This window comes from Sulfitobacter undariae (genome assembly GCF_014196805.1).
Classification (GTDB): domain Bacteria; phylum Pseudomonadota; class Alphaproteobacteria; order Rhodobacterales; family Rhodobacteraceae; genus Sulfitobacter; species Sulfitobacter undariae.
Genome location: NZ_JACIEI010000002.1, coordinates 178234 through 199665, shown reverse-complemented (window position 1 = coordinate 199665; position 21432 = coordinate 178234). Strand labels below are relative to the sequence as shown.

25 protein-coding genes are annotated in these 21432 nt (G+C 55.1%); 14 read left to right on the top strand and 11 right to left on the bottom strand.

From position 1 onward, the window contains the following. Positions 1-324: 324 nt before the first annotated feature. Positions 325-1086: a Hint domain-containing protein gene (locus GGR95_RS04435; RefSeq protein WP_246423282.1), complete on the top strand. Its 762-nt coding sequence runs from the start codon at positions 325-327 to the stop codon at positions 1084-1086. Between the two features lie 29 nt (positions 1087-1115). Here GGR95_RS04435 and GGR95_RS04430 read toward each other — a convergent pair whose 3' ends face one another. After that, positions 1116-1616: an Lrp/AsnC family transcriptional regulator gene (locus GGR95_RS04430; protein WP_184563207.1), complete on the bottom strand. Its 501-nt coding sequence runs from the start codon at positions 1614-1616 to the stop codon at positions 1116-1118. Positions 1617-1852: 236 nt separating this feature from the next. Between GGR95_RS04430 and trxB the strand changes: the two genes are divergently transcribed. Both trxB and GGR95_RS04420 read left to right on the top strand, forming a co-directional pair. Then, a complete protein-coding gene (trxB, locus tag GGR95_RS04425) occupies positions 1853-2800 on the top strand; it encodes a thioredoxin-disulfide reductase (RefSeq protein ID WP_184563205.1) in 948 nt (315 codons plus the stop codon). A 177-nt stretch (positions 2801-2977) separates the two neighbouring features. Next, the gene (locus GGR95_RS04420) at positions 2978-5053 is read left to right on the top strand and encodes a bifunctional sulfate adenylyltransferase/adenylylsulfate kinase (RefSeq protein ID WP_184563203.1); all 2076 of its coding nucleotides are present in this window, start codon (positions 2978-2980) and stop codon (positions 5051-5053) included. 135 nt (positions 5054-5188) lie between these two features. Here GGR95_RS04420 and GGR95_RS04415 read toward each other — a convergent pair whose 3' ends face one another. The 3 genes from GGR95_RS04415 to GGR95_RS04405 all read right to left on the bottom strand — a co-directional run bounded on the left by GGR95_RS04415 (position 5189) and on the right by GGR95_RS04405 (position 6779). Further along, entirely contained in the window at positions 5189-6061 is an 873-nt protein-coding gene (locus GGR95_RS04415) for a PhzF family phenazine biosynthesis protein (protein ID WP_184563202.1), read from the bottom strand. 79 nt (positions 6062-6140) lie between these two features. Beyond that, complete coding sequence (locus GGR95_RS04410) at positions 6141-6362, bottom strand: DUF1150 family protein (protein ID WP_184563200.1); 222 nt, start codon at positions 6360-6362, stop codon at positions 6141-6143. A gap of 3 nt (positions 6363-6365) precedes the next feature. Next, entirely contained in the window at positions 6366-6779 is a 414-nt protein-coding gene (locus GGR95_RS04405) for an Hsp20 family protein (protein WP_184563198.1), read from the bottom strand. A gap of 165 nt (positions 6780-6944) precedes the next feature. Here GGR95_RS04405 and GGR95_RS04400 point away from each other — a divergent pair, with 165 nt between their 5' ends. The 3 genes from GGR95_RS04400 (at position 6945) to GGR95_RS04390 (ending at position 8853) form a co-directional block, all read left to right on the top strand. Then, positions 6945-7169 carry a YdcH family protein gene (locus tag GGR95_RS04400; RefSeq protein WP_184563196.1) on the top strand — a complete coding sequence of 75 codons (225 nt, stop codon included), beginning with the start codon at positions 6945-6947 and terminating at the stop codon, positions 7167-7169. Positions 7170-7304: 135 nt separating this feature from the next. After that, complete coding sequence (gene purE, locus GGR95_RS04395; RefSeq protein ID WP_184563194.1) at positions 7305-7793, top strand: 5-(carboxyamino)imidazole ribonucleotide mutase; 489 nt, start codon at positions 7305-7307, stop codon at positions 7791-7793. Then, positions 7786-8853, top strand: a complete 1068-nt coding sequence (locus tag GGR95_RS04390) for a 5-(carboxyamino)imidazole ribonucleotide synthase (RefSeq protein WP_184563192.1) — start codon at positions 7786-7788, stop codon at positions 8851-8853. The genes purE and GGR95_RS04390 overlap by 8 nt, the downstream gene beginning before the upstream one ends. Before the next feature lie 22 nt (positions 8854-8875). Here GGR95_RS04390 and GGR95_RS04385 read toward each other — a convergent pair whose 3' ends face one another. Further along, a complete protein-coding gene (locus tag GGR95_RS04385; RefSeq protein WP_184563190.1) occupies positions 8876-10018 on the bottom strand; it encodes an alpha-D-ribose 1-methylphosphonate 5-triphosphate diphosphatase in 1143 nt (380 codons plus the stop codon). Next, positions 10005-10781 carry an alpha/beta hydrolase gene (locus GGR95_RS04380; RefSeq protein WP_184563188.1) on the bottom strand — a complete coding sequence of 259 codons (777 nt, stop codon included), beginning with the start codon at positions 10779-10781 and terminating at the stop codon, positions 10005-10007. The genes GGR95_RS04385 and GGR95_RS04380 overlap by 14 nt, the downstream gene beginning before the upstream one ends. Positions 10782-10852: 71 nt before the next feature. On the opposite strand from GGR95_RS04380, the gene GGR95_RS04375 reads away from it, so the two are divergent. Continuing rightward, a complete protein-coding gene (locus GGR95_RS04375; protein WP_184563186.1) occupies positions 10853-11311 on the top strand; it encodes an NUDIX domain-containing protein in 459 nt (152 codons plus the stop codon). Here the strand turns inward: GGR95_RS04375 and GGR95_RS04370 are convergent. The 4 genes from GGR95_RS04370 to GGR95_RS04355 form a co-directional block, all read right to left on the bottom strand. Further along, positions 11301-12137 (bottom strand): DMT family transporter, encoded by an 837-nt coding sequence (locus tag GGR95_RS04370; protein WP_184563184.1) that lies wholly within the window; start codon positions 12135-12137, stop codon positions 11301-11303. The genes GGR95_RS04375 and GGR95_RS04370 overlap by 11 nt on opposite strands. A 186-nt stretch (positions 12138-12323) precedes the next feature. Then, on the bottom strand, positions 12324-13973 hold the full coding sequence (gene groL / locus GGR95_RS04365) for a chaperonin GroEL (protein WP_184563182.1): 1650 nt from the start codon (positions 13971-13973) through the stop codon (positions 12324-12326). A gap of 71 nt (positions 13974-14044) precedes the next feature. Beyond that, complete coding sequence (locus GGR95_RS04360) at positions 14045-14332, bottom strand: co-chaperone GroES (protein ID WP_184563180.1); 288 nt, start codon at positions 14330-14332, stop codon at positions 14045-14047. A 179-nt stretch (positions 14333-14511) separates the two neighbouring features. Beyond that, entirely contained in the window at positions 14512-15189 is a 678-nt protein-coding gene (locus GGR95_RS04355) for a DUF2161 domain-containing phosphodiesterase (protein ID WP_184563178.1), read from the bottom strand. A gap of 54 nt (positions 15190-15243) precedes the next feature. On the opposite strand from GGR95_RS04355, the gene GGR95_RS04350 reads away from it, so the two are divergent. The 7 genes from GGR95_RS04350 to GGR95_RS04320 all read left to right on the top strand — a co-directional run bounded on the left by GGR95_RS04350 (position 15244) and on the right by GGR95_RS04320 (position 20639). Next, complete coding sequence (locus GGR95_RS04350; protein ID WP_184563176.1) at positions 15244-15600, top strand: MmcQ/YjbR family DNA-binding protein; 357 nt, start codon at positions 15244-15246, stop codon at positions 15598-15600. A 123-nt stretch (positions 15601-15723) separates the two neighbouring features. Beyond that, positions 15724-16644: a manganese-dependent inorganic pyrophosphatase gene (locus tag GGR95_RS04345; RefSeq protein WP_184563174.1), complete on the top strand. Its 921-nt coding sequence runs from the start codon at positions 15724-15726 to the stop codon at positions 16642-16644. A gap of 87 nt (positions 16645-16731) precedes the next feature. After that, a complete protein-coding gene (locus GGR95_RS04340; protein WP_184563172.1) occupies positions 16732-17604 on the top strand; it encodes a TIGR01459 family HAD-type hydrolase in 873 nt (290 codons plus the stop codon). Positions 17605-17694: 90 nt separating this feature from the next. After that, a complete protein-coding gene (locus GGR95_RS04335) occupies positions 17695-18138 on the top strand; it encodes a MaoC family dehydratase (RefSeq protein WP_184563170.1) in 444 nt (147 codons plus the stop codon). 37 nt (positions 18139-18175) lie between these two features. Continuing rightward, positions 18176-19108, top strand: coding sequence for a bifunctional riboflavin kinase/FAD synthetase (locus GGR95_RS04330; protein WP_184563168.1), 933 nt, complete (start codon positions 18176-18178; stop codon positions 19106-19108). After that, positions 19105-19602, top strand: coding sequence for a YcgN family cysteine cluster protein (locus GGR95_RS04325; RefSeq protein WP_221384699.1), 498 nt, complete (start codon positions 19105-19107; stop codon positions 19600-19602). The genes GGR95_RS04330 and GGR95_RS04325 overlap by 4 nt, the downstream gene beginning before the upstream one ends. Continuing rightward, positions 19602-20639: a threonine aldolase family protein gene (locus GGR95_RS04320; RefSeq protein ID WP_184563166.1), complete on the top strand. Its 1038-nt coding sequence runs from the start codon at positions 19602-19604 to the stop codon at positions 20637-20639. The genes GGR95_RS04325 and GGR95_RS04320 overlap by 1 nt, the downstream gene beginning before the upstream one ends. Before the next feature lie 2 nt (positions 20640-20641). Here the strand turns inward: GGR95_RS04320 and GGR95_RS04315 are convergent, their stop codons facing one another. Further along, a complete protein-coding gene (locus GGR95_RS04315) occupies positions 20642-21424 on the bottom strand; it encodes an alpha/beta fold hydrolase (RefSeq protein ID WP_184563163.1) in 783 nt (260 codons plus the stop codon). Between the last annotated feature and the right edge of the window lie 8 nt (positions 21425-21432).

Here is a 21432-nt window from a genome sequence, read left to right as displayed (position 1 = left end):
ATTGACCACATGGGGCTAGGCAGCGTGATAGCCCCTCAAGTGACCTAACACTCAAAACTTCAAACTCTTCCAGCGTTGATTCTCTGGGAGAGTTTTTGATTCGAAACCTAAATGTGGCAGCATTTTTCAAGAACTTTGAAACAAACCTCCCAAAAGCCCAAGATTACCTCTCAATTTTACGCAAATGTTGTTCAAACTTTGACAATGAGGCCCAAATATGGCGAATTGGGTCCAACGAAAGACACGAAATGACCCAAACGTTATTTCCGTCGTTGTCGGTGGGGGCCGACGAAGGATGTGACCAACCAAAGATAGGTTAAGCACATGACTATGACTGCTACTTCAATCGCTGCTCGCACAGCTGCACGTAAATCAGGTTTCGGAATGATGACATCATCCATGGCAACCCCCGTCCAAGAGACGGCAAAGCGCAACTACGAAGTCGCGGCGCTGCGCGAAGATGGTTCTTTGTTCATCGGCCAAAGCACTGCACCTGCAACAGCCCTGTTTGAAAATGCCTTTTCGGCACTCACCCACGGCAGCCTGATCCAGACACCAAATGGCTATGTAGCTGTAGAAGACCTGCAACCCGGCGACATGGTGAACACCGCCACAGGTGAAGCAGCAGAGTTGACATGGGTTGGCACAACGACCTTCTCGCCAGCGGAAACAGGTCAGCGCACCCAACTCGTTCGGATTATGCCAGATGCATTCGGCCAATCACGCCCCGAACGTTCGCTTACTGTTGGCGCAGGCGCACGCATTTTGCACACGCCTACCGCTCTGCGCGGAGTGGCAGATGGCCGCCAATTACTAACCCAAGCATCCAAGCTGGTAGACGGTATCAATGTCATTGAAATCAACCCACCAACACCCGTGCGTCTGTTTCATATCTGCCTGTCACGCCATGCCGTAATCAATGTCGACGGCATCCAAATGGAAACTTTCCACCCGGGCGCCCATGCAATGCGCGATGTAAGCCATACATTGCGTGATCGCTTTATCTCGATGTTTCCACGGATCAGCCATATGTCTGACTTCGGCCCGCTGGCACACCCTCGTACTCCCGAGATCGACACTCACTAAATTGCGTAAGCCGTGTTGGCCTTTTTGGGTCAGGCCTGCACGCGCAAGCGATCTTCCAAGACATCAAACGGAACACCGGGGTCATCCTTGGCGTTCCGTATGACCAATGATGTTTTGACGCTTGCAACATTGGCGGCCGTCAAAAGCTGCCCTGTCAAGAAGCTTTGAAAGCTCGACAAGTCAGGCGCCACACATTTCAGCATGAAATCCACCTCGCCATTCAGCATGTGACATTCGCGCACAAGCGGCCACTCGCGACAGCGACCCTCAAATGCCGAGAGGTCAGATTCAGCCTGTGAATTCAGCCCCACCATTGCAAACACCTGCACCTCGAAACCCAATTCGCGCGCATCAACGTCCGCATGATAGCCGCAGATATACCCCTGCTCTTCCAAAGTGCGCACGCGGCGCAGGCAGGGAGGCGCGGAAATGCCAACACGCTTGGCCAATTCCACATTGGTCATGCGCCCGTCAGCCTGCAATTCAGCCAAAATTTTCCGGTCAATCGGATCAAGCCGTGTACCTGCCATACATCCCCCTCTGGATTTGCATTTGTTATACAGAGCGCCACAGTATGCGCAATAATCTTTCACCAATACGCATGATCCAGTCGATTTAACTATGGAGTTTGCGCTCGGAGACACTGCTTTGGCGCAATCAAGCAGCTGGTGCAAGCCTACAAGGGGTTTAAAATCGGCGTCACGTGTATATATCCTCCGGACACAGATTCCCTCACAGCCCCAATCCCGCTCATAAAGGACACCCCATGGCCGAGACACGCAAAACCAAGCTTTTGATCATCGGCTCCGGCCCCGCTGGCTATACCGCTGGCGTATACGCAAGCCGCGCCATGCTGGATCCAATCCTTGTGCAGGGCATCGAACCGGGCGGCCAATTGACCACCACCACCGAGGTTGAAAACTGGCCTGGTGATTCCGAGGTACAAGGCCCCGATCTGATGCTGCGCATGGAAGCGCACGCCAAGGCGATGGGAACAGAGATCATCGGCGACATCATCACCGACCTCGACCTGAGCAAACGCCCCTTCACCGCCACGGGCGACAGCGGCACAAAATATGTGGCGGATGCTGTGATTCTTGCGACGGGCGCACGTGCCAAATGGCTGGGCCTCGACACCGAGGAGAAATTCAAAGGCTTTGGCGTATCCGCTTGCGCCACCTGTGACGGCTTCTTTTACCGTGGTCAGGAAATTGTGGTTATCGGCGGCGGCAACACCGCTGTAGAAGAAGCACTCTTCCTCACCAATTTCGCCTCCAAGGTTACACTGGTTCACCGCCGCGATGAATTGCGCGCCGAAAAAATTCTGATTGACCGTTTGGAAAAGAACCCTAAAATTGCACCCCTTTGGTTTAACCAGCTTGAAGAAGTATACGGCACCGACAGCCCGCTGGGCGTAGAAGGCATTAAAGTTAAGAACGTCAAAACAGGCGAGATCACCGACATTCCTTGCAAAGGCGTCTTTGTCGCCATCGGCCACGCACCTGCAAATGAGTTGGTAAAAGACACGCTGGAAACGCATATGGGCGGCTATGTTGTCACGAAACCCGATAGCACAGAAACCTCTATCCCCGGTGTTTTCGCAGCAGGCGATCTGACGGACCACAAATACCGCCAAGCCGTCACAAGCGCGGGCATGGGCTGCATGGCGGCACTGGAAGCCGAACGGTTCCTTGCTGAAACTGATCCAACCTAAACACCACCACAACCTTTTTGAGAAACTTGAAAGCCATGCGCACGGAGGTGCACATGGCTTTTTGCGTAATTGGAGCGTGCTTTCAGTGCCACATCTTAATCTCGACACAAGTATGTTCTTGCATGAACATACTTTTCATCTATGCCCCCCTTAGTACAAAGTGATCGAGACTTAAAAATGGCAATGTCGCCCGAAAAAGCCTCCTCCGAACAGGAGGATCAAATGTTCCGCCTGCTCAGGCAGCTGGATATCGCACCGTCGGCGTCCCAAAGGGCGACAGCGACTGCGATTGGCGTTTCATTGGGGCGCTTTAATGCGCTACTACGCCACGCCGCTGATGCCGGCCTTGTGAATATCAATGATCACCATGGCCCAGACAAACGGGCCCGATTCACCTATACAATCACAACCCGTGGCGCGGCCGAGAAAAACCGCCTCACGGATCAATTTTTAGCCCGAAAATTTGCAGAATACGACGCACTTCATGCGGAATTAACCGGCACAAATTCAGGCCTGTCTCCCTTAAAAGTAAGGACCAAACTCATGCAAAACAATCTCGCCCCAATCCCGGAACTCTATGTCTCTTATGACAGTGCCGAAAAGCTGAAATTTGAAGCTTCGGACCTGGTTAGCCATGATCTGACACCCCGCCAGATATGCGACCTAGAGCTCCTGTTGAATGGCGGGTTCAACCCGCTCAAAGGCTTCTTGTCCCAAGAAGACTATGACGGCGTTGTTGAAAAAATGCGTTTGGCAGACGGCAGCCTGTGGCCTATGCCGATCACTTTGGACGTGTCCGAAGAGTTCGCAGGCAAATTGGAAGTTGGCCAAGACATCGCCTTGCGGGACCAAGAAGGCGTGATCCTTGCCACCATGACAATCACCGACAATTGGGTGCCGAACAAATCGCTGGAAGCTGAAAAAGTATTCGGTGCCGACGATAGCGCCCACCCTGCTGTGAACTACCTGCACAACCAAGCTGGCAAAGTATATCTTGGCGGCCCGATCACAGGCCTTCAACAGCCTGTTCATTATGATTTCAAAGCCCGCCGCGACACACCAAACGAATTGCGTGCCTATTTCCGCAAAATGGGCTGGCGCAAAGTGGTTGCCTTCCAAACACGTAACCCACTGCACCGTGCCCACCAAGAGCTGACGTTCCGCGCCGCACGCGAAGCCCAAGCCAACTTGCTGATCCACCCCGTTGTCGGCCTGACCAAGCCTGGCGATGTAGATCACTTTACCCGCGTGCGCTGCTATGAGGCGGTTCTGGATCAATACCCACAATCGACAACATCCATGTCCTTGCTGAACCTCGCCATGCGTATGGCAGGACCGCGCGAGGCTGTTTGGCATGGCCTGATCCGTAAAAACCACGGCTGCACACACTTCATCGTCGGCCGAGATCACGCAGGCCCTGGCAAAAACTCTGCCGGTGACGATTTCTATGGCCCCTATGACGCGCAAGATCTGTTCCGCGCGCATCAAGAAGAAATGGGCATCGAAATGGTCGATTTCAAACACATGGTTTGGGTGCAAGAGCGCGCTCAATATGAGGCCATGGATGAAATCAAAGACAAAGACGATGTGACCATCCTGAACATTTCGGGCACAGAACTGCGTCGCCGCCTACAAGAAGGCTTGGAAATCCCCGAATGGTTCTCCTTCCCTGAAGTTGTAAAAGAACTGCGCCGCACAAAACCGCCACGCGCCAATCAAGGCTTTACTGTTTTCTTCACAGGCTTCTCCGGCTCGGGTAAATCCACCATCGCCAACGCTTTGATGGTTAAGTTGATGGAGCAAGGCGGCCGCCCTGTGACATTGCTGGACGGTGACATTGTTCGCAAAAACCTGTCTTCCGAACTGGGCTTTAGCAAAGAGCATCGCGACCTGAACATCCGCCGCATCGGTTATGTCGCAAGTGAGATCACCAAAAACGGCGGTATCGCCATCTGTGCGCCGATCGCGCCCTATGCAACCACCCGCCGCGCTGTGCGTGAAGATGTAGAGAACTTTGGTGCCTTTGTTGAAGTGCACGTAGCGACATCAATAGAAGAATGCGAACGCCGCGACCGCAAAGGCCTATACAAGCTGGCGCGTGAAGGCAAAATCAAGGAATTCACAGGAATTTCAGACCCCTACGATGTACCTGCAAGCCCTGAACTGTCGGTTGAGACTGAGAACGTTGATGTAGACAACTGCGCGCATCAAGTCCTGCTCAAGCTGGAGAGCATGGGCCTGATCAAAGGCTGATCGCTTTAGGGCATGAATTAAATTAAAGGCCAGCCTCTCGAGGTTGGCCTTTAATCTACAAGCTACGTCGTGAACAACCAACCTGACCGTGAGAAACAGTGGCTCAGGTTCAGAGGTGTAGCACTCTCACGTTTGTCACTCTAAGTGAACCTTTCCTGACATCACCAGTGCCCCCCGCCCACTGACCTGTACGCCCGCAATCCCATCCCGTGGGCCCAGCACGCTTACCTGCGCTTGCCCTGCGCGGCCCATGCTGTGACCCTGCTCTGCTACAAAATGCGGCGCCTCAATCAACCCTTGCGCCCAAAGATACGCTGCCATGCACCCTGTGGCTGAACCAGTGAAAGGGTCTTCGGTTGGGCTGGGCGGTGCCATAAGAAGGCGGCTGAAAGTATCGCCGCTTTCGCTCGCGCCTTCTAATATCACCCAAAACGGCTCCATCATGTTGTTCCCATCAAGACCCAGCGCAGCCGCATAGGCGTCAAGCGCATCCAGATTAAGCGTAACACGATCCAACGTTGCGCGGTCCCGCAAGACAGTGATGCAAAACGGCAAACCCGTTGAAACAATCTGCGGCGGCTGGATAATGTCAGCGGCATCAATCCCACCCACGGCAGCAACCAAACCTGCATCAACACGCGGTCCGAACTGAGGCGCAATCTGAGTCATGGTCACGCGGTCGCCTCGCACCTCAACAGGTACCGGCCCAGCCGCTGTTTCCAGAACCAAAGGCCCGTCTGTGATCATGCCCCTTTTGCGCATCGCCACAACAGTGGCCACAGTCGGGTGGCCCGCAAACGGAATTTCACGACTGGCCAGAAAGTAACGCACACGGATGTCGGCGATGTCAGATGGCCCTGTGAACGTACATTCAACAAGTGACGTTTCACGCACATAGGCAATGCAGGTTTCATCAGACAGCACCGCGCCGCCATGCACCACCGCACAGCCGTTGCCGCCGAACACCTCATCCGTGAACGCATCCACCCAGTCAAATTCAAACGCCATCACCGTCTCCACATACAAAAGGGGTCGCAGAAAATGCGACCCCTTTACCATCTCTCACTGACCCATGAGGTCAATGGATTTAATGTACCAATACAGGCGCGTAGTTGTGCTCACGCGCCAAATCAAACGCCAGTTTGCGGTCGCCGACCAGCGCCAGTTGTTGGCCCTCGGCGTCATGCACCGCGTACAACTGCTCCAGCCCTTCGGCCTGATCACGCACTTCGCGGGGGAGATCGGTTACGGCAATTGTCTTGACGTAAACAGTCCGGTCCATTGGTCCCGTTGTTTCAGTATTTCCCATCTTTTACCCCTTTCGGATATTGATCGTCTGCACGACCATTTCAGGTTTGGCTTGGGTCAGGTCCACATGCAGCAGACCGTTTTCCATCAGGGCCTCGCCCACTTCGACACCGTCCGCCAACACAAAGCTGCGTTGGAACTGGCGCCCTGCAATGCCGCGGTGCAAAAACACACGCCCATCGCTGTCGTCTTGATGTCTGCCGCGAATGACCAGCTGGCGGTCTTCGACGGTGATAGACAGATCATTTTCGGAAAAACCAGCCACAGCCAGCGTGATGCGGTAGCTCCGCTCCGAAGTTTGTTCAATGTTAAAAGGCGGATAGCCTTCGTTGCCGGATTTAGCGCTGCGTTCCAGCACCCGCTCCAGCTGTTCAAATCCCAACATATGGGGATATGATGCAAGCGTAAGTTTCGTCATCTGCGACACGTCCTTATATTCTCAAGCGACAGTCTGCGACGCCCCGCAATTGGCTGCGTCACCTGTTTAATATGGGAAGCATTTACGCGCCGTGCAAGGGCTAGGCGACACGGCAGATACGGCATATGGTCAAAACACCAAATATTAGCCAGAATCAGAGACCCTATGAACCCGCCCAGAGACTTATCCATGGAAAACGATGAAGTTCTGCGCGTCGAACTGGAAGTATTCCGCAGTGAGCATCGCGATCTTGACGAAGCCATCACGGCACTCACAGAACGCGGCACCTCTGATCAACTGACCCTCCAACGGCTAAAACGGCGCAAATTGCAGCTGAAAGACCGCATTGCGCGGATCGAAGACCGCCTGACGCCCGATATTCTTGCCTAGGCCCTGCCCAGAGAGATATTCTCAAGCAAACATATCTGGCTACCTGCGTATTTTTGAATGAACACCACATTGCCCCGCCACCTTGAATGGCTATAGTGACCGCTTACTTTTCCTGACGAAGAAGGCCGCACCGCAATGAGCACCCCCCCCGTTGGCATCATCATGGGCTCGCAGTCCGACTGGCCCACCATGCGCGAAGCCGCAACGCTATTGGACGAATTGGGCATCGCCTATGAGACGCGGATTGTGTCCGCCCACCGGACCCCTGACCGCCTGTGGGACTACGGCAAAACTGCTGCCGAACGTGGATTGCAAGTGATCATCGCTGGCGCTGGAGGTGCGGCGCATCTGCCCGGCATGATGGCATCCAAGACCCGCGTGCCGGTGATCGGCGTGCCAATATTGACCAAAGCACTTTCTGGCGTCGACAGCCTCTACTCCATCCTGCAAATGCCGCGTGGCTACCCCGTAGCCACAATGGCCATCGGTGCCCCCGGTGCCGCAAATGCCGCGCTGATGGCTGCTGGCATCCTCGCGCTGCAAGAACCAGCGCTCGCCGCCCGCCTTGACGCATGGCGCACCGCCCTTTCTGCCTCAATTCCGGAAGCCCCCACTGATGACTAATCCCCTCCCCACTGGCGCAACCATTGGCATCCTTGGCGGCGGTCAATTAGGCCGCATGCTGTCGGTCGCCGCTGCACGGCTTGGGTTGCACACCCATGTTTATGAACCCGCAAGCAACCCGCCTGCGGCTGACGTGGCCCATGCCGTCACAACAGCGCCTTACGACGATGTGGCCGCCCTCACCGCATTTGCGAGGTCCGTTGATCTTGTTACCTATGAGTTCGAGAACATCCCAACCGAAGCGTTGGACATCATCGAGGCCATTACCCCGATCCATCCCAACCGCCGTGCCCTTGGCACCTCCCAAGACAGGCTTGTGGAAAAGGCATTCCTGCAAGACATCGGCCTGACCGTCGCACCTTTTGCCGATATCACGGACGCCGCCAGCCTTGATGCCGCCCTTACCACCATCGGCACACCCGCAATCCTGAAAACCCGTCGCTTTGGCTATGATGGCAAAGGTCAAGCGCGCCTGAAGTCCCCCCAAGACGCCGCCACCGCCCTTGCCGATATGGCAGGTGCGCCTGCTGTGTTGGAGGGTTTTGTGACTTTCACGTCAGAGATTTCCATCATCGCAGCGCGCAACCCGCAAGGCGAAGTGGCCTGCTATGACCCCGGTGAAAACATCCACCGCGATGGCATTTTGCACACCACAACGGTGCCTGCTAACATTCCCGCCAGCCTGCGGATGGATGCGGTGCTGCTGGCGGGTAAAATCCTTAACATGCTCGATTACGTGGGCGTGATGGGGGTTGAGCTGTTTGTGACCCCTAAAGGTCTGATCGTGAACGAAATCGCTCCGCGTGTGCATAACTCTGGACATTGGACACAGAATGGCTGTGCCGTTGACCAGTTTGAGCAACACATCCGCGCCATTGCCGGTTGGCCGCTGGGCGATGGCAGCCGCCACTCGGATGTGGTGATGGAAAACCTGATCGGGGATGATATGGACAAGGTGCCAACGCTTGCGCGTGAGCAAAATTGTGCGATCCACCTCTATGGCAAAGTTGAAACCAAAGCGGGCCGCAAGATGGGTCACGTCAACCGTATCAAAACCTAAAAATCCGCTTTGCCGTGCGCCTTCAGGCTAAAAAGCGCGCGGCAATATCACCGCACATATAGCTTACACGACCCTGCACCAATGTGGCTGCCACGCGCAGGCTGTCGCGCTCTAGTATAACCATATCGGCGCGTTTTCCTGCCTCAAGCACACCACGATCTGTCAGGCCCAACACCGCTGCCGGCCCCGCCGAGACCAACCCCCAAGCACCAGCCAAATCACGCATACCGTTTTGCCACAGCATCAAGGCTGCGCGGCGTGCACTGGGATAGTGGTAATCGGATGCCAGCGCATCACAATAGCCCATCGCAATCAAATCAACCGCCGAAACATTAAGATTATGTGATCCGCCCCGCACCACATTCGGCGATCCCATCACAACAATCCCACCCTGTGAGGCCGCCGCCTCAGCGGCTTCCAGCGTCTCGGGGAACTCTGCCACAGTCACACCGCGTGCGGCCCAAATGGCGCGGCCTTCGGCTGTAGTATCGTCATGACTGCCCATGGAAATACCCTGCGCGGCCAGTTGCTTGCACAGATGGTCCAAGGCTGCTGGCACCTCTTCACTGCGCGCCTCCATGGCGTGCATCATCGCCAAATGCTTTTCAGGACTGCGCCGTGCCTTTAGGGCTTGCGACACCAGACGCCGTGGCTGCACACCTTTTTGCAGACGTTCGTGCGGGAGGTGATCGTTAAACACGATATACCGCAGGCCCCACTCCGCCATTCGATCTGGCAAATCTTCAAAAAGGTCTAGTTGATAGGTCTCAAACCGTAATTGCCCACGCAGATCAGTGACCATTGAGGGGGCCACATCGCGCAAATGCGAAAACACTTGTTCGGCAAATTCCAGACTACGCACGCCGCCTTCCCAACTCACAAATTGTGCGAGTGTCGCTGTGGTGATCCCGTTCGCCGCCAGCTCTGCCTCAACAGCAACCAGCCCCTCCGACATTTGCTTCATTGCACCACGGCGCGGTGCCAGATGACGCTCAAATCCGTCCCCATGCACGTCAACAATGCCGGGCAACACCAGATAGCCGCTCAGATCAACAGACCGCCCCGCAGGCCCGTCTACAATCACGCCATCCGCAAAAGACAAACCATCACGGTGTATGCCTTGAGGGCCAAGAATTTCGGCACCTGTCACATCAAGGTTGAGCATCTGGTTCCTCAATTCCCGGCAAGCAACCGCCTTCTGGGCACCCCAACTGTTCCAGCACAGCCCCCAACAGCGTCATGTTTTTTTCAAATTTTCCATCTCGCAGAAAATTCACCGTCTGCGCAATCACACGAGGGTTATTCATCATAAAAGTATGGGTCACAGGCAAGGTCAGATGCGCTCGCATGCCTTGAAGGCGCGTGGACGCCACCGAGACTTTACCATCGTCTGGCCCCTCTAGCAGCGACGAGAAGTAGGGGTTCAGCGATTGTGTGCCAGCTATCACACCCAGTTCAAAATTCGCAGGGGGCAAGCGCAGCGGAAGAGAGTCCGGGCCCGTCCCCATCTGCATTCCCGCAGGGCCATTGATCCAGTCAAAGGCGACGACATCGCGCAGTTGATCTACAACTTCACTGCCTTTATTGGGCGGCCCCAACATCACCACACGCCCGATCCGGTCGGGGCCAACTTCGGCGACCCATTGACGCAGCAAAATCCCACCCATTGAGTGGGTGACAAAATCGACTTTGGGCGTCCCGCAAGCTGCCAGCGCATCAGGTAATGTGCGCTCCGTCAGCTCTTCAATCGGCGCCTCTGTCGACGGATACCCGGGCCGCACAACGCGCCAGCCCTCCGCCTCCAGTGCTGCTTCCATCAGGGCAAAGGAGGTCTCCGTGCGGGCCAACCCATGCAACAAAACAACACAGCGGGCTTGTGCTCCGCTTGCCGTCAGCCCGAGGGCACATATAATCAAAATCAATCTCATGGCACGCTATGTAGTCCCAATCCGCACAGTTGTAAGCCCCCTACGCAGCATCACACAGATCGGATCGCAAAATGACGCCCATATCATCGCCGCGCCTTGCCGCACGTGCCCTCATTTTGCACGATAACCATCTGTTACTGGTCAACGCATGGCCAGAAGATAAAAGCGATCTCATGTGCGCGCCTGGCGGCGGGGTGGAACGTGGCAGTGCATTGCCCGACAACCTGATCCGTGAGGTCTATGAAGAAACGGGTTTGGATATCACCGTCGGTGCACCGTGTCTGGTAAACGAGTTCCACGACCCAAACGGCAGTTTCCATCAGGTCGATATCTACTTTCGCTGCACCTTGGTCAGCGCTGCGACGCTAGACGAAAACTGGGAAGATGTGGATGAAATTATAACCCAGCGGCGTTGGGTGACGCGTGCACAGATGGCGCAGTTGCGTGTCAAACCTGACAGCTTGGTCGCAGTGGCGTGGGGCGATACCAATGGCATCACCTATGATCCACTGGAGCCGATTATCGTTTAGCGGTCACGGCCCATCCGATACCGCCCACAACCAATGCAGCAGCGACAATCACAACAGGCTGCACCGTTTCGCCCAGCATAAGCGCCCCTGCGGCTATGGCGATGATTGGCACACTTAGCTGAACCACCGCCGCTGTCGTACCCTGCATTTGCCGCAGCACATTATACCACAACGCATATCCCAACCCAGACATCAGCCCGCCTGAAATAACGGCGAAAGTAATGCCCCACGTATCCCCGTCTAACCCGATCCCTCCCAGCAATAGAACAGCAATCAACAGCGGTAAACACAGGAGAAAGTTTGCGCCCGTTGCCGCCAATGGGTCCGTCGCGGTACGCCCCGCTATCGAATATGCAGCCCAACCGATGCCTGCCAATACCATCAATGCCGCCCCGACAGGGTCGGTCACGTTGCCACCACTTGGCCAGAGCACCAAGACCAAACCGCCAAAAGCGGCTACCGCTCCGCTCAACTGGCGCGAGGTTGGCGTTTGGCCCGTCAGGGCCGAATGGGCAAACATCGTTATCTGCGTAACACCGAACAAAATCAACGCGCCCAGCCCTGCATCAAGTGTGAGATAGGCCAGCGAAAACCCTGCTACATAGGCAGTCAGGCTCACGGCCCCCGTCAAACGTGATTTATGCAAAAGCGGCAGCGTGCCACCGCGAACCGCAACCAAAATCGCAAGTATCAATGCCCCAGACGCCACGCGCACTATCGCAAAGGCGGCAGGGCTCAGGTGTCCGCCCTCTACTGCCGCACGGGTCAATAGAGAGTTGGCGGCAAAGGCGCACATGGTCAGGGCAGTTAGGAAAATCAAACGCATAATCCCGCCTAACGCGTCGTGCGACAGCCTCCAAGTACAAACAATGACTTGGCCAGCAGATGGAGTAAATTTTTCGTTAACCAACACGCAACTCACGCCTGTAAACGTGACAAAGGGCCCCCTAAGGAGCCCTTTGCGCTATAGCCTGATCAGCTGATCGGCAGATTTTGCGATTGCAAAACCTACTTACATCATGCCGCCCATGCCGCCCATGCCGCCCATGTCAGGCATGCCGCCACCGGCGCCGCCATCTTTGGATGGACGATCAGCAACCATTGCTTCGGTTGTGATCAGCAGGCCAGCAACGGATGCTGCGTCTTGCAGGGCTGTGCGGACTACTTTAGCAGGGTCGATGACACCAAACTTGAACATGTCGCCATATTCTTCTGTTTGTGCGTTAAAGCCAAAAGTAACGTCGGTGCTTTCGCGGATTTTGCCCGCAACAACGGAACCGTCAACGCCGGAGTTTTCAGCAATCTGACGCAGTGGCGCTTCGAGCGCACGACGGATGATTGCGATACCAACGTCTTGGTCAGAGTTTGCACCCTTAAGACCGTCAAGCGCTTTGCCACCTTGGATCAGTGCAACACCACCGCCAACAACAACACCTTCTTGAACAGCAGCGCGTGTCGCGTTCAGTGCATCGTCAACGCGGTCTTTACGCTCTTTGACTTCCACTTCGGACATGCCGCCAACGCGGATAACAGCAACACCACCAGCCAGTTTGGCTACGCGCTCTTGCAGTTTCTCTTTGTCGTAGTCGGATGTTGTTTCTTCGATCTGGTTACGGATCTGAGCAACACGTGCTTCGATCTCGGCCTTCTCGCCCGCGCCATCAACGATTGTTGTGGTGTCTTTCGTGATCGACACTTTCTTGGCGGAACCCAGCATGTCCATTGTAACGGACTCAAGCTTCATGCCCAGATCTTCGGAGATCACTTGACCGCCTGTCAGAACTGCAAGGTCTTGCAGCATGGCTTTGCGGCGATCGCCGAAACCAGGTGCTTTGACCGCAGCAATTTTCAGGCCGCCACGCAGTTTGTTCACAACCAGAGTTGCAAGCGCTTCGCCTTCAACATCTTCCGAGATGATCAGAAGCGGTTTCTGCGACTGGATCACCTGCTCGAGCAGTGGAACCATTGGCTGAAGTGAGGACAGTTTTTTCTCGTGAAGCAGGATGATCGCGTCTTCCAGCTCAACTGTCATTTTGTCGGAGTTTGTCACGAAGTAAGGGGACAGGTAACCGCGGTCGAACTGCATGCCTTCAACAACATCGGTTTCTGTTTCCAGACCTTTGTTCTCTTCAACAGTGATAACGCCTTCGTTACCGACTTTTTGCATCGCGTCTGCGATCTGACGACCGATTTCTGCTTCGCCGTTGGCGGAGATTGTACCAACTTGTGCAACTTCGTCGCTGTCGTTGACAGGGCGTGCTGCTGCTTTGATCGCTTCAACAACTTTGGCTGTTGCCAAGTCGATACCGCGTTTCAGATCCATCGGGTTCATGCCCGCTGCAACTGATTTCATGCCTTCTTTGACGATGGCTTGGGCCAGAACAGTTGCGGTTGTTGTACCGTCGCCTGCTTCGTCATTGGTACGGGAAGCAACTTCCTTAACCATTTGTGCGCCCATGTTTTCGAACTTGTCTTCCAGTTCGATTTCTTTGGCCACGGATACACCGTCTTTGGTGATGCGTGGGGCGCCGAATGATTTATCCAGAACCACGTTACGGCCTTTGGGGCCCAGTGTTACCTTAACCGCGTCCGCCAGGATGTTCACACCCTTGAGCATCTTGTTACGCGCGTCGGTACCGAATTTGACGTCTTTTGCAGACATATTCAAAGTCTCCTAAAATTGGTTTGATGTGAAGCTTGTCGTAGGATGGGTAAAACCCACCTGCCCTATGTTCAGGACAGGATCCCCATGATGTCGCTTTCTTTCATCATCAGCATTTCTTCGCCGTCGACAGTTACTTCTGTGCCGGACCATTTGCCGAACAGAATTTTGTCGCCTGCTTTTACTGCGGGTGCGATCAGTTCGCCGTTATCTTTACGTGCGCCTTCGCCCACGGAAACGACTTCACCCTCAGAGGGCTTTTCTTTCGCGCTCTCGGGGATATACAACCCGCCAGCAGTTTTCTCTTCGCCCTCTGTGCGCTTAACCAGCACGCGGTCGTGAAGCGGTGTCAATGCCATCTTTGTAGCTCCTTGATGCTCAAAGTTATATCTGATGACCGGCCCTTCTCATGAAGCGACCCGCCGTTATCACTCACCCTAGTCGAGTGATAACGAGAGATAGGTATGGACGCTGACGTGCTGAGTCAACAAGAAGCTGATAAAAAATATTTGCGGGTCTTACGTGGGCGTGAATTAGCTCAACCCGCGCCCAAGACACGCGCCGAAACCGCAACAGCATCTGCGCCCGCAGGGGTAATCCCATAGACGCCTTTTTCGATCTTCTCGAACCAGCCATAGTGGTTGGAACGCATCATCGCAGTGGCCTTGGAAACACCGGTTTCGCGGGCCACATCCGCCCCTTTGGATGCACCTGCCTCGAACAAATAGATCGCAATTTTAATCGCATCTTGTCGATATGCCGTCACCAGCCCTGCCCGTGTTTGCCCGCCATCATTGGGATCACCTTGGCGGCGCGCGAATTCGCGTAAAAGCGTCGCTTGTCGTTTGGTGTTTTTGCGCGGCACATAAGGGCCGGGATCACAATGCACCGTCACCAGCCCATCCGCGACCCGCACAGTCATCAGCCCCAAGCCCAACCTCCGCGCCAGCGTCGTATTGGCCTTCACCGCTTTGTAGAAGGGCTTGCCCGCTTTATGGGCCACAGCAAGATAGACATCATCGCTCACCTTCAGCCGCTCAACGCATTGATGAAACAACGCCAGTGAGAACCCCAGCTTCAACTCCACCACCACAGGGGGCTCACTGCCACGCATAGCGACAACATCCGCCGCGCCCACTTCGGCTTTCACCACATATCCCTGATCCTCCAAGAAGGTTTTGACGGGGCCATAAAGATCGGTTTCACGCAAACTCATGCGCTGTACGGTATCACTATTCCCAAACCACGTGCGACCCCCTATCCTAAGATCATGACCCGAGACGAGATGACCCGCTTTTGTGCAGCCCAACCTCACGCCAGTCATGTGGTGCAATGGGGCAATGCAGATGTCTATAAAATCGGAGGCAAAGTTTTCGCCATCGTCGGCATGGGCGAGACAGATAATACCGTGACGTTCAAAACCTCACATCTCGCCTTTGAAGTCTTATCCGACAGCCCCGGATTGCGCCCCGCGCCTTACATGGCGTCAAGGGGGCTCAAGTGGATTCAGCAATTTGAGGAACCCGGCCTGTCAGATGACAGCCTGCGCGATCATATTCGTGCGTCTTATGACATGGTTGCAGCAGGGCTGAGCAAAAAGCTGCGCGTACAACTGGGGTTTGCTTAAAACCGCGACCTTCAGGACAACCGCAGATGCGGCAGCACAGTGCTGCGCATCAGGCAGTGACACCATATGTAGGCATGGTATAAGGCGCGCGAATTGATCCATCCTTTTCTGGAGTCCTGTTATATGACAACCCTTGTTTTTGGCCACAAATCCCCCGACACAGACAGCACTGGCAGCCCAATCGTCTGGGCGTGGTATCTGAACACAGTTTTGAACGTTGAAGCCAAGCCCGCTTTGCTGGGTGAACCAAACACCGAAGCGCTGTTCATGCTGGATCACTGGAAACTGGACAAACCCGAGATCATTTCAGACGTCGCAGACGACCAGCCTGTTGTTATTGTAGATACCAACAACCCTGCCGAACTGCCCGCAAACATCAACAATGCCGATATTCGCGCCATCATCGACCATCACAAACTGGTCGGCGGCCTAGAGACAAAAGGCCCCATTCACATCGTGATGGAGCCACTGGCCTGTACAGCAACTATCATGTGGAAGATCATCGGCAAAGATATGGCGCAAATGCCTGATGATATTAAAGGCGCGATGTTGACATGTATCCTCTCTGACACGCTTGAATTCCGCTCGCCGACCACAACGCAAGAAGACAAAGCCGTTGCATGGTCCCTTGCCGAAAGCCTTGGCATAGACATTCCAACCTATGCCGCGCAAATGTTTGCGGCTAAATCTGATGTGTCTTCCTTCTCCGAAGCAGAATTGTTGCGGATGGACAGCAAGGAGTTTGAAATCGACGGCAAGCAATTCCGCGTTTCGGTTCTTGAAACAACCTCGCCCGCATCCGTGCTGGACCGCAAAGACGCGCTCATGGCGGCGATGCCTGCTGTTGCAAAAGAAGACGGCGCAGATGAAGTGCTGCTGTTTGTTGTCGATATCCTCAATGAGGAAGCAACACTGTTGATCCCCAACGACATGACAAAAACAGTGGCCGAGAAATCATTTGGCGTCACGGTGACGGGGGACACTGTTGTCCTTCCGGGCATCATGAGCCGCAAGAAACAGATCATTCCGAACCTTAAGGTCTGATCAGACGGCATACCTTTGCAGCTCTTGGCGCATCAGCGCCGAGAGCTGCGCCCCATCCCGATTGCAGCAGCACCGCAGGAACCGTCCATGACCCGTATCATCAATGCCCTTTCCGACGTATCTCAAAACTATGACGCGTTGTTTGTCGATCTCTGGGGCTGTGTGCACAACGGGGTGACAGCCATTCCCAGCGCGGTCGCAGCGTTGCAAGTCTACCGCAAAGCCGGTGGCACGGTGATCCTTGTCACCAACTCGCCCCGTCCCCGCGCAGGGGTAACCAAACAATTGGTGCATTTCGGCGTGCCAGAAGATGCATATGACGCGATTGCCACGTCAGGGGATTCTGCGCGCTCGGCGATGTATCGCAGCGTGGTGGGGACGCAGGTCTGGCACTATGGCCCTGTGACCGACAGCCGCTTTTTCGACCCATTGGATATTTTGGAAAACCCAGTGGAGATCAACCGCGTGCCACTGGCAGAGGCAACTGGCATCGTTTGCACCGGCCCGTTTGATGCACAAGCTGACCCCGACACATGGCGCCCCGATCTGGAAATCGCGCTGGCGCGGGGGTTGAAATTACTTTGCGCGAACCCCGACATCGTAGTGGACCGCGGCGATGTACGCGAATGGTGCGCTGGCGCTGTGGCGAAACTCTATACTGAAATGGGCGGCGAGAGCCTGTATTTCGGCAAGCCCCACGCGCCAATCTATGATCTGGCACGCCGCAGGCTGCACAGTTTGGGCAATGACATTCCCGACAGCAGCATTTTGGCCATCGGCGACGGTATTTTGACAGATGTAAAAGGTGCCGTGGACGAACAGATTGATTCCCTGTTTATCACAGGCGGTCTGGCAGCAGCAGAGACGAAAACCGTCACACAGCCCGATGAACAGGCACTGGCCAACTATCTGGAAAAAGAAAAATGTGATCCGACCTTCACCATAGGGCACCTGCGCTGACCTAGATTTCCCTTGCAATTGCTGCAGCTGCAAAGTAATTAAGTTCCAACAAGCGGCTACCATATGTACGATTATTACTGAGAGGGGAAAATGTTGGACAATCTTCCGCGCGGCACCATCGTCATCGAAGACCTTGAAATCGGCATGTTCCGCTATCTGCGCAAACAGGTGACAGATGAAGACATTGAAATGTTTGCGACCGTCTCGACTGACCGCAACCCTGTCCACCTCGATGATGATTATGCCCAAGATACCATTTTTCAGGGGCGCATTGCCCATGGCATGCTAACAGCTGGCCTGATTTCCGCTGTCATCGGAGAGCAACTGCCCGGCCATGGGACCGTCTACTTGGGCCAAACGATGAAATTCCTGCGGCCTGTGCGCCCGGGGGATACCGTTTACGCCGAGGTTAAGGTGACCGAAATTGATCCTGCCAAACGGATCGTCAAAATGGATTGTCACTGCTCTGTAGAGGGCAAAAAAGTACTCATTGGCGAAGCAACGGTACTGGCGCCCTCTCGCAAGTTCGACTGACCTTGCACTGATCCGCACACGCGGCTAGTCAAAGACCATGCGGATTATATCAGATTATCAATTTGTCGAAGACACGGATCGCGGCGCCACTGCCGCGATTGGCAACTTTGATGGTGTTCACCTTGGCCATCGTTCGGTTATCGAAATGGCGCGCAGTGCCGCCCCCGATGCCCCTTTGGGCGTTGTGACCTTTGAACCGCATCCCCGCGCCTATTTCGCGCCCGATGCCCCGCCTTTCAGATTGATGGGCAGTGCATCACGCGCATCGCAACTTGCCAAGGTTGGCGTGGAAAAACTGTATCAACTGCCTTTTAACACACCGCTTGCATCACTCAGCCCCTTTGAATTCGCGGATAAAGTGCTGCACCGTGGCCTTGGCCTGCGGCATGTGGTTGTCGGGGCGGATTTTTGCTTTGGTAAAGGCCGTGCTGGCACTGCTGCCGATCTTGAAGAATTTGGCGCACAGCTTGGCTTTGGTGTCACAATCGCGCCTTTGATGGCGACCTCTGATGAAACTGTCTCCTCCACCGCCATTCGCCGCGCGCTGAGTGATGCACGCCCGCGCGATGCCGCCGCGATGTTGGGTCACTGGCACCGCATAGAAGGTCCTGTCATCCATGGCGAACAGCGTGGCCGTGAGTTGGGTTATCCCACAGCAAATATGTCTATCGACGGGCTGCACCCGCCTGCCTTTGGCGTCTATGCCGTGCTGGTCGACGTGCTGGAAGGCGCGCATGTGGGCAGTTATCACGGTGTCGCCTCTATGGGGGTGCGTCCGATGTTCGGTGAAAACAAACCAAACCTTGAAACCTTCATTTTTGATTTCAAAGGCGACCTTTACGGCACCCCGCTGTCCGTCGCTTTGGTTGAGCATCTGCGCGGAGAAGAGAAGTTTGACGGCCTTGAGGCTTTGATCACCCAGATGGATGCAGACAGCCTTGAGGCACGTAACATTCTGGCAGCCCTATGAGCGATAATTCCAGCGCCCCGACCGACGAAGACACCATCAACCGCAACGGGTTAAGCAAACTGTTCTGGGAGCGGAAATCGCTCAAATCCATGAACAAAAAGGAATGGGAAGCGCTGTGTGATGGTTGCGGGAAATGCTGCCTGAACAAGCTCGAAGACGAAGAGACAGGCGAAGTTGTCCTGACCGATGTTGCCTGCCGCCTGTTGGACGATGGTACCTGCCATTGCTCGCAATATGAAATCCGCCACCAATTTGTGCCCGATTGCATCGTCATGACGCCTGAAAACATTGACGATCACGCCTATTGGATGCCGCAAACCTGCGCTTACCGTCTGCTATGGAAGGGTGAACCTTTGCCCGAATGGCATCCGCTGATCACAGGCACACAAGAAAGCGTTCACAAGGCAGGCGTTTCCATGCGGGGCCGAACGGTCAGCGAATGGGAAACCGCATTTGAAGACTGGGAAGATCACATCATAGAGGAACCCCTGTAATGTTTTTTGCATCTGACAACTCCGGCCCCGTCCATCCTAAAATCATGCAACGCGTGATAGAGGCCAACAGCGGCTATGCCATGCCTTACGGCAATGATGACATCATGGAAGACGTTCGCACCAACATCCGCGCCTTGTTCGAAGCGCCCGAGGCCGCCGTTTATCTGGTCGCCACTGGAACAGCTGCCAATTCGCTGGCCCTTGCGTGTTATACACAACCTTGGCAAACGATTTTCTGCGCCCAGCATAGCCACATCGAAGAAGACGAATGTAACGCGCCAGAGTTCTACGCAGGCGGGGCCAAGCTAACCCTGATCCCCACAGGCGATAAAATGTCCCCTGAGGGCCTAAGCGCAGCGATTGCACACCGCACGGGCGGCAGCGTACATGTGGCGCAGCCCGGTCCGGTCTCAATCACTCAGATCACCGAATTTGGCGGGGTACATACGCTTGAGGAACTGCGCGCATTAACCGCCGTAGCCAAAGCATCCGACTTGCCTGTGCATCTGGACGGGGCCCGTTTTGCCAATGCCATTGCTGCCCTCGGCTGCACACCCGCAGAGATGACGTGGAAATCAGGCGTCGACGTCGTCAGCTTTGGCGGCACTAAAAATGGCTGTATGGGCGTGGAAGCTGTTATTTTCTTTGACCCGACCAAAGCATGGGAATTCGAGCTGCGCCGCAAACGTGGTGCGCATCTGTTTTCTAAACATCGCTATTTGTCGGCTCAAATGGCGGCATATCTTACGGATGATCTATGGCTTGAAATGGCGCAAAGCGCCAACGCCGCCTCAGCTCGTCTGGCAGCAGGACTGCGTGCCAATGGAGCGCAGATGTTGCACAACCCTGATGCCAATATGATCTTTGCCCGCTTCCCGCGTGCTGTGCACCAAAAACTGCAAGCCGCTGGCGCCAAATATTATGTGCTAGACGGTGATGTTGCCACGGGCGACGCAGATGAACTGCTCGCCGCGCGGCTGGTCTGTGACTGGTCGATGACCGATGAATTGGTCGATCAATTCCTAAGCCACTTTTAACCCTAGCTGCGCGCCAACAAGGCACGCACATGGGGTGCGACATCATCAGGGTGGGTAATGGCTAGCATGTGCCCTGCGCCTTTGATCACCACTCGCTGCACATCCGGCAGACGCCGCTCAAGTGAATCGGCGACATTGCCGCTCATGGGAGGGGATTGGTCGCCCTCGATGAGCAGCGTAGGCATAGATGCTTGGCCCATGCGGTCCAGTAACTTCGCACTGTCATAGTGCAAGAACGCCGAACTCGCCGGGACATAATGGATCAGACGCGCCATATGGTCCTGCATACGGGTCGGCAGTGTATCCCAAGGCGTGCCATCGCCCCAATCGCGGTTAAAAACCCGTGCTGCTTCACGCTCATCCCCTGAGGCAAAGGCCGCATCCAAAGCTGCGCTGTTCCGCTTATAGTTCACCAACAACTCTGGCTCATCCGCGATCGCCGCCGCAAAATAGACAGGTTCGATCATCGTCAAACTGCGTACCAATTCAGGCGTTTCCACCGCGATCCGCATCGCAACAGTTGCGCCGAACGAATGGCCAATCAGGTCCATCGGGCCGTCCATCAACCCGCGTGCGATATCCGTCGATATATCATGGATATTGCCTGTGCGGTCCCATTCCCCAGATTTCCCGTGGCTTGGTAAATCAAAGGCAAGCATGCTCAAATCATCGTGTAATGCCGTTGCCAGCCCGCGCCATGCGCTGGATTGCCCCAAGGTGCAGTGGATCGCCAATGCACGCCGCTCTGCCCCCTCAAATAGATGTGTATGCGTATGAAGTGTCACGGTTTTCC

Bases quoted from the DNA above. Each gene is read 5' to 3' on its own strand.
- GGR95_RS04320 (WP_184563166.1), top strand. From the start codon at position 19,602: ATGTTTTTTGCATCTGACAACTCCGGCCCCGTCCATCCTAAAATCATG.
- groL (WP_184563182.1), bottom strand. From the start codon at position 13,973: ATGTCTGCAAAAGACGTCAAATTCGGTACCGACGCGCGTAACAAGATG.
- GGR95_RS04345 (WP_184563174.1), top strand. From the start codon at position 15,724: ATGACAACCCTTGTTTTTGGCCACAAATCCCCCGACACAGACAGCACT.
- GGR95_RS04370 (WP_184563184.1), bottom strand. From the start codon at position 12,137: ATGCGTTTGATTTTCCTAACTGCCCTGACCATGTGCGCCTTTGCCGCC.
- GGR95_RS04435 (WP_246423282.1), top strand. From the start codon at position 325: ATGACTATGACTGCTACTTCAATCGCTGCTCGCACAGCTGCACGTAAA.
- GGR95_RS04330 (WP_184563168.1), top strand. From the start codon at position 18,176: ATGCGGATTATATCAGATTATCAATTTGTCGAAGACACGGATCGCGGC.
- GGR95_RS04325 (WP_221384699.1), top strand. From the start codon at position 19,105: ATGAGCGATAATTCCAGCGCCCCGACCGACGAAGACACCATCAACCGC.
- GGR95_RS04405 (WP_184563198.1), bottom strand. From the start codon at position 6,779: ATGACGAAACTTACGCTTGCATCATATCCCCATATGTTGGGATTTGAA.
- GGR95_RS04410 (WP_184563200.1), bottom strand. From the start codon at position 6,362: ATGGGAAATACTGAAACAACGGGACCAATGGACCGGACTGTTTACGTC.
- GGR95_RS04390 (WP_184563192.1), top strand. From the start codon at position 7,786: ATGACTAATCCCCTCCCCACTGGCGCAACCATTGGCATCCTTGGCGGC.
- GGR95_RS04355 (WP_184563178.1), bottom strand. From the start codon at position 15,189: ATGAGTTTGCGTGAAACCGATCTTTATGGCCCCGTCAAAACCTTCTTG.
- GGR95_RS04385 (WP_184563190.1), bottom strand. From the start codon at position 10,018: ATGCTCAACCTTGATGTGACAGGTGCCGAAATTCTTGGCCCTCAAGGC.
- GGR95_RS04380 (WP_184563188.1), bottom strand. From the start codon at position 10,781: ATGAGATTGATTTTGATTATATGTGCCCTCGGGCTGACGGCAAGCGGA.
- GGR95_RS04430 (WP_184563207.1), bottom strand. From the start codon at position 1,616: ATGGCAGGTACACGGCTTGATCCGATTGACCGGAAAATTTTGGCTGAA.
- GGR95_RS04340 (WP_184563172.1), top strand. From the start codon at position 16,732: ATGACCCGTATCATCAATGCCCTTTCCGACGTATCTCAAAACTATGAC.
- GGR95_RS04335 (WP_184563170.1), top strand. From the start codon at position 17,695: ATGTTGGACAATCTTCCGCGCGGCACCATCGTCATCGAAGACCTTGAA.
- GGR95_RS04350 (WP_184563176.1), top strand. From the start codon at position 15,244: ATGACCCGAGACGAGATGACCCGCTTTTGTGCAGCCCAACCTCACGCC.
- GGR95_RS04360 (WP_184563180.1), bottom strand. From the start codon at position 14,332: ATGGCATTGACACCGCTTCACGACCGCGTGCTGGTTAAGCGCACAGAG.
- GGR95_RS04400 (WP_184563196.1), top strand. From the start codon at position 6,945: ATGAACCCGCCCAGAGACTTATCCATGGAAAACGATGAAGTTCTGCGC.
- GGR95_RS04420 (WP_184563203.1), top strand. From the start codon at position 2,978: ATGGCAATGTCGCCCGAAAAAGCCTCCTCCGAACAGGAGGATCAAATG.
- GGR95_RS04375 (WP_184563186.1), top strand. From the start codon at position 10,853: ATGACGCCCATATCATCGCCGCGCCTTGCCGCACGTGCCCTCATTTTG.
- GGR95_RS04415 (WP_184563202.1), bottom strand. From the start codon at position 6,061: ATGGCGTTTGAATTTGACTGGGTGGATGCGTTCACGGATGAGGTGTTC.
- trxB (WP_184563205.1), top strand. From the start codon at position 1,853: ATGGCCGAGACACGCAAAACCAAGCTTTTGATCATCGGCTCCGGCCCC.
- purE (WP_184563194.1), top strand. From the start codon at position 7,305: ATGAGCACCCCCCCCGTTGGCATCATCATGGGCTCGCAGTCCGACTGG.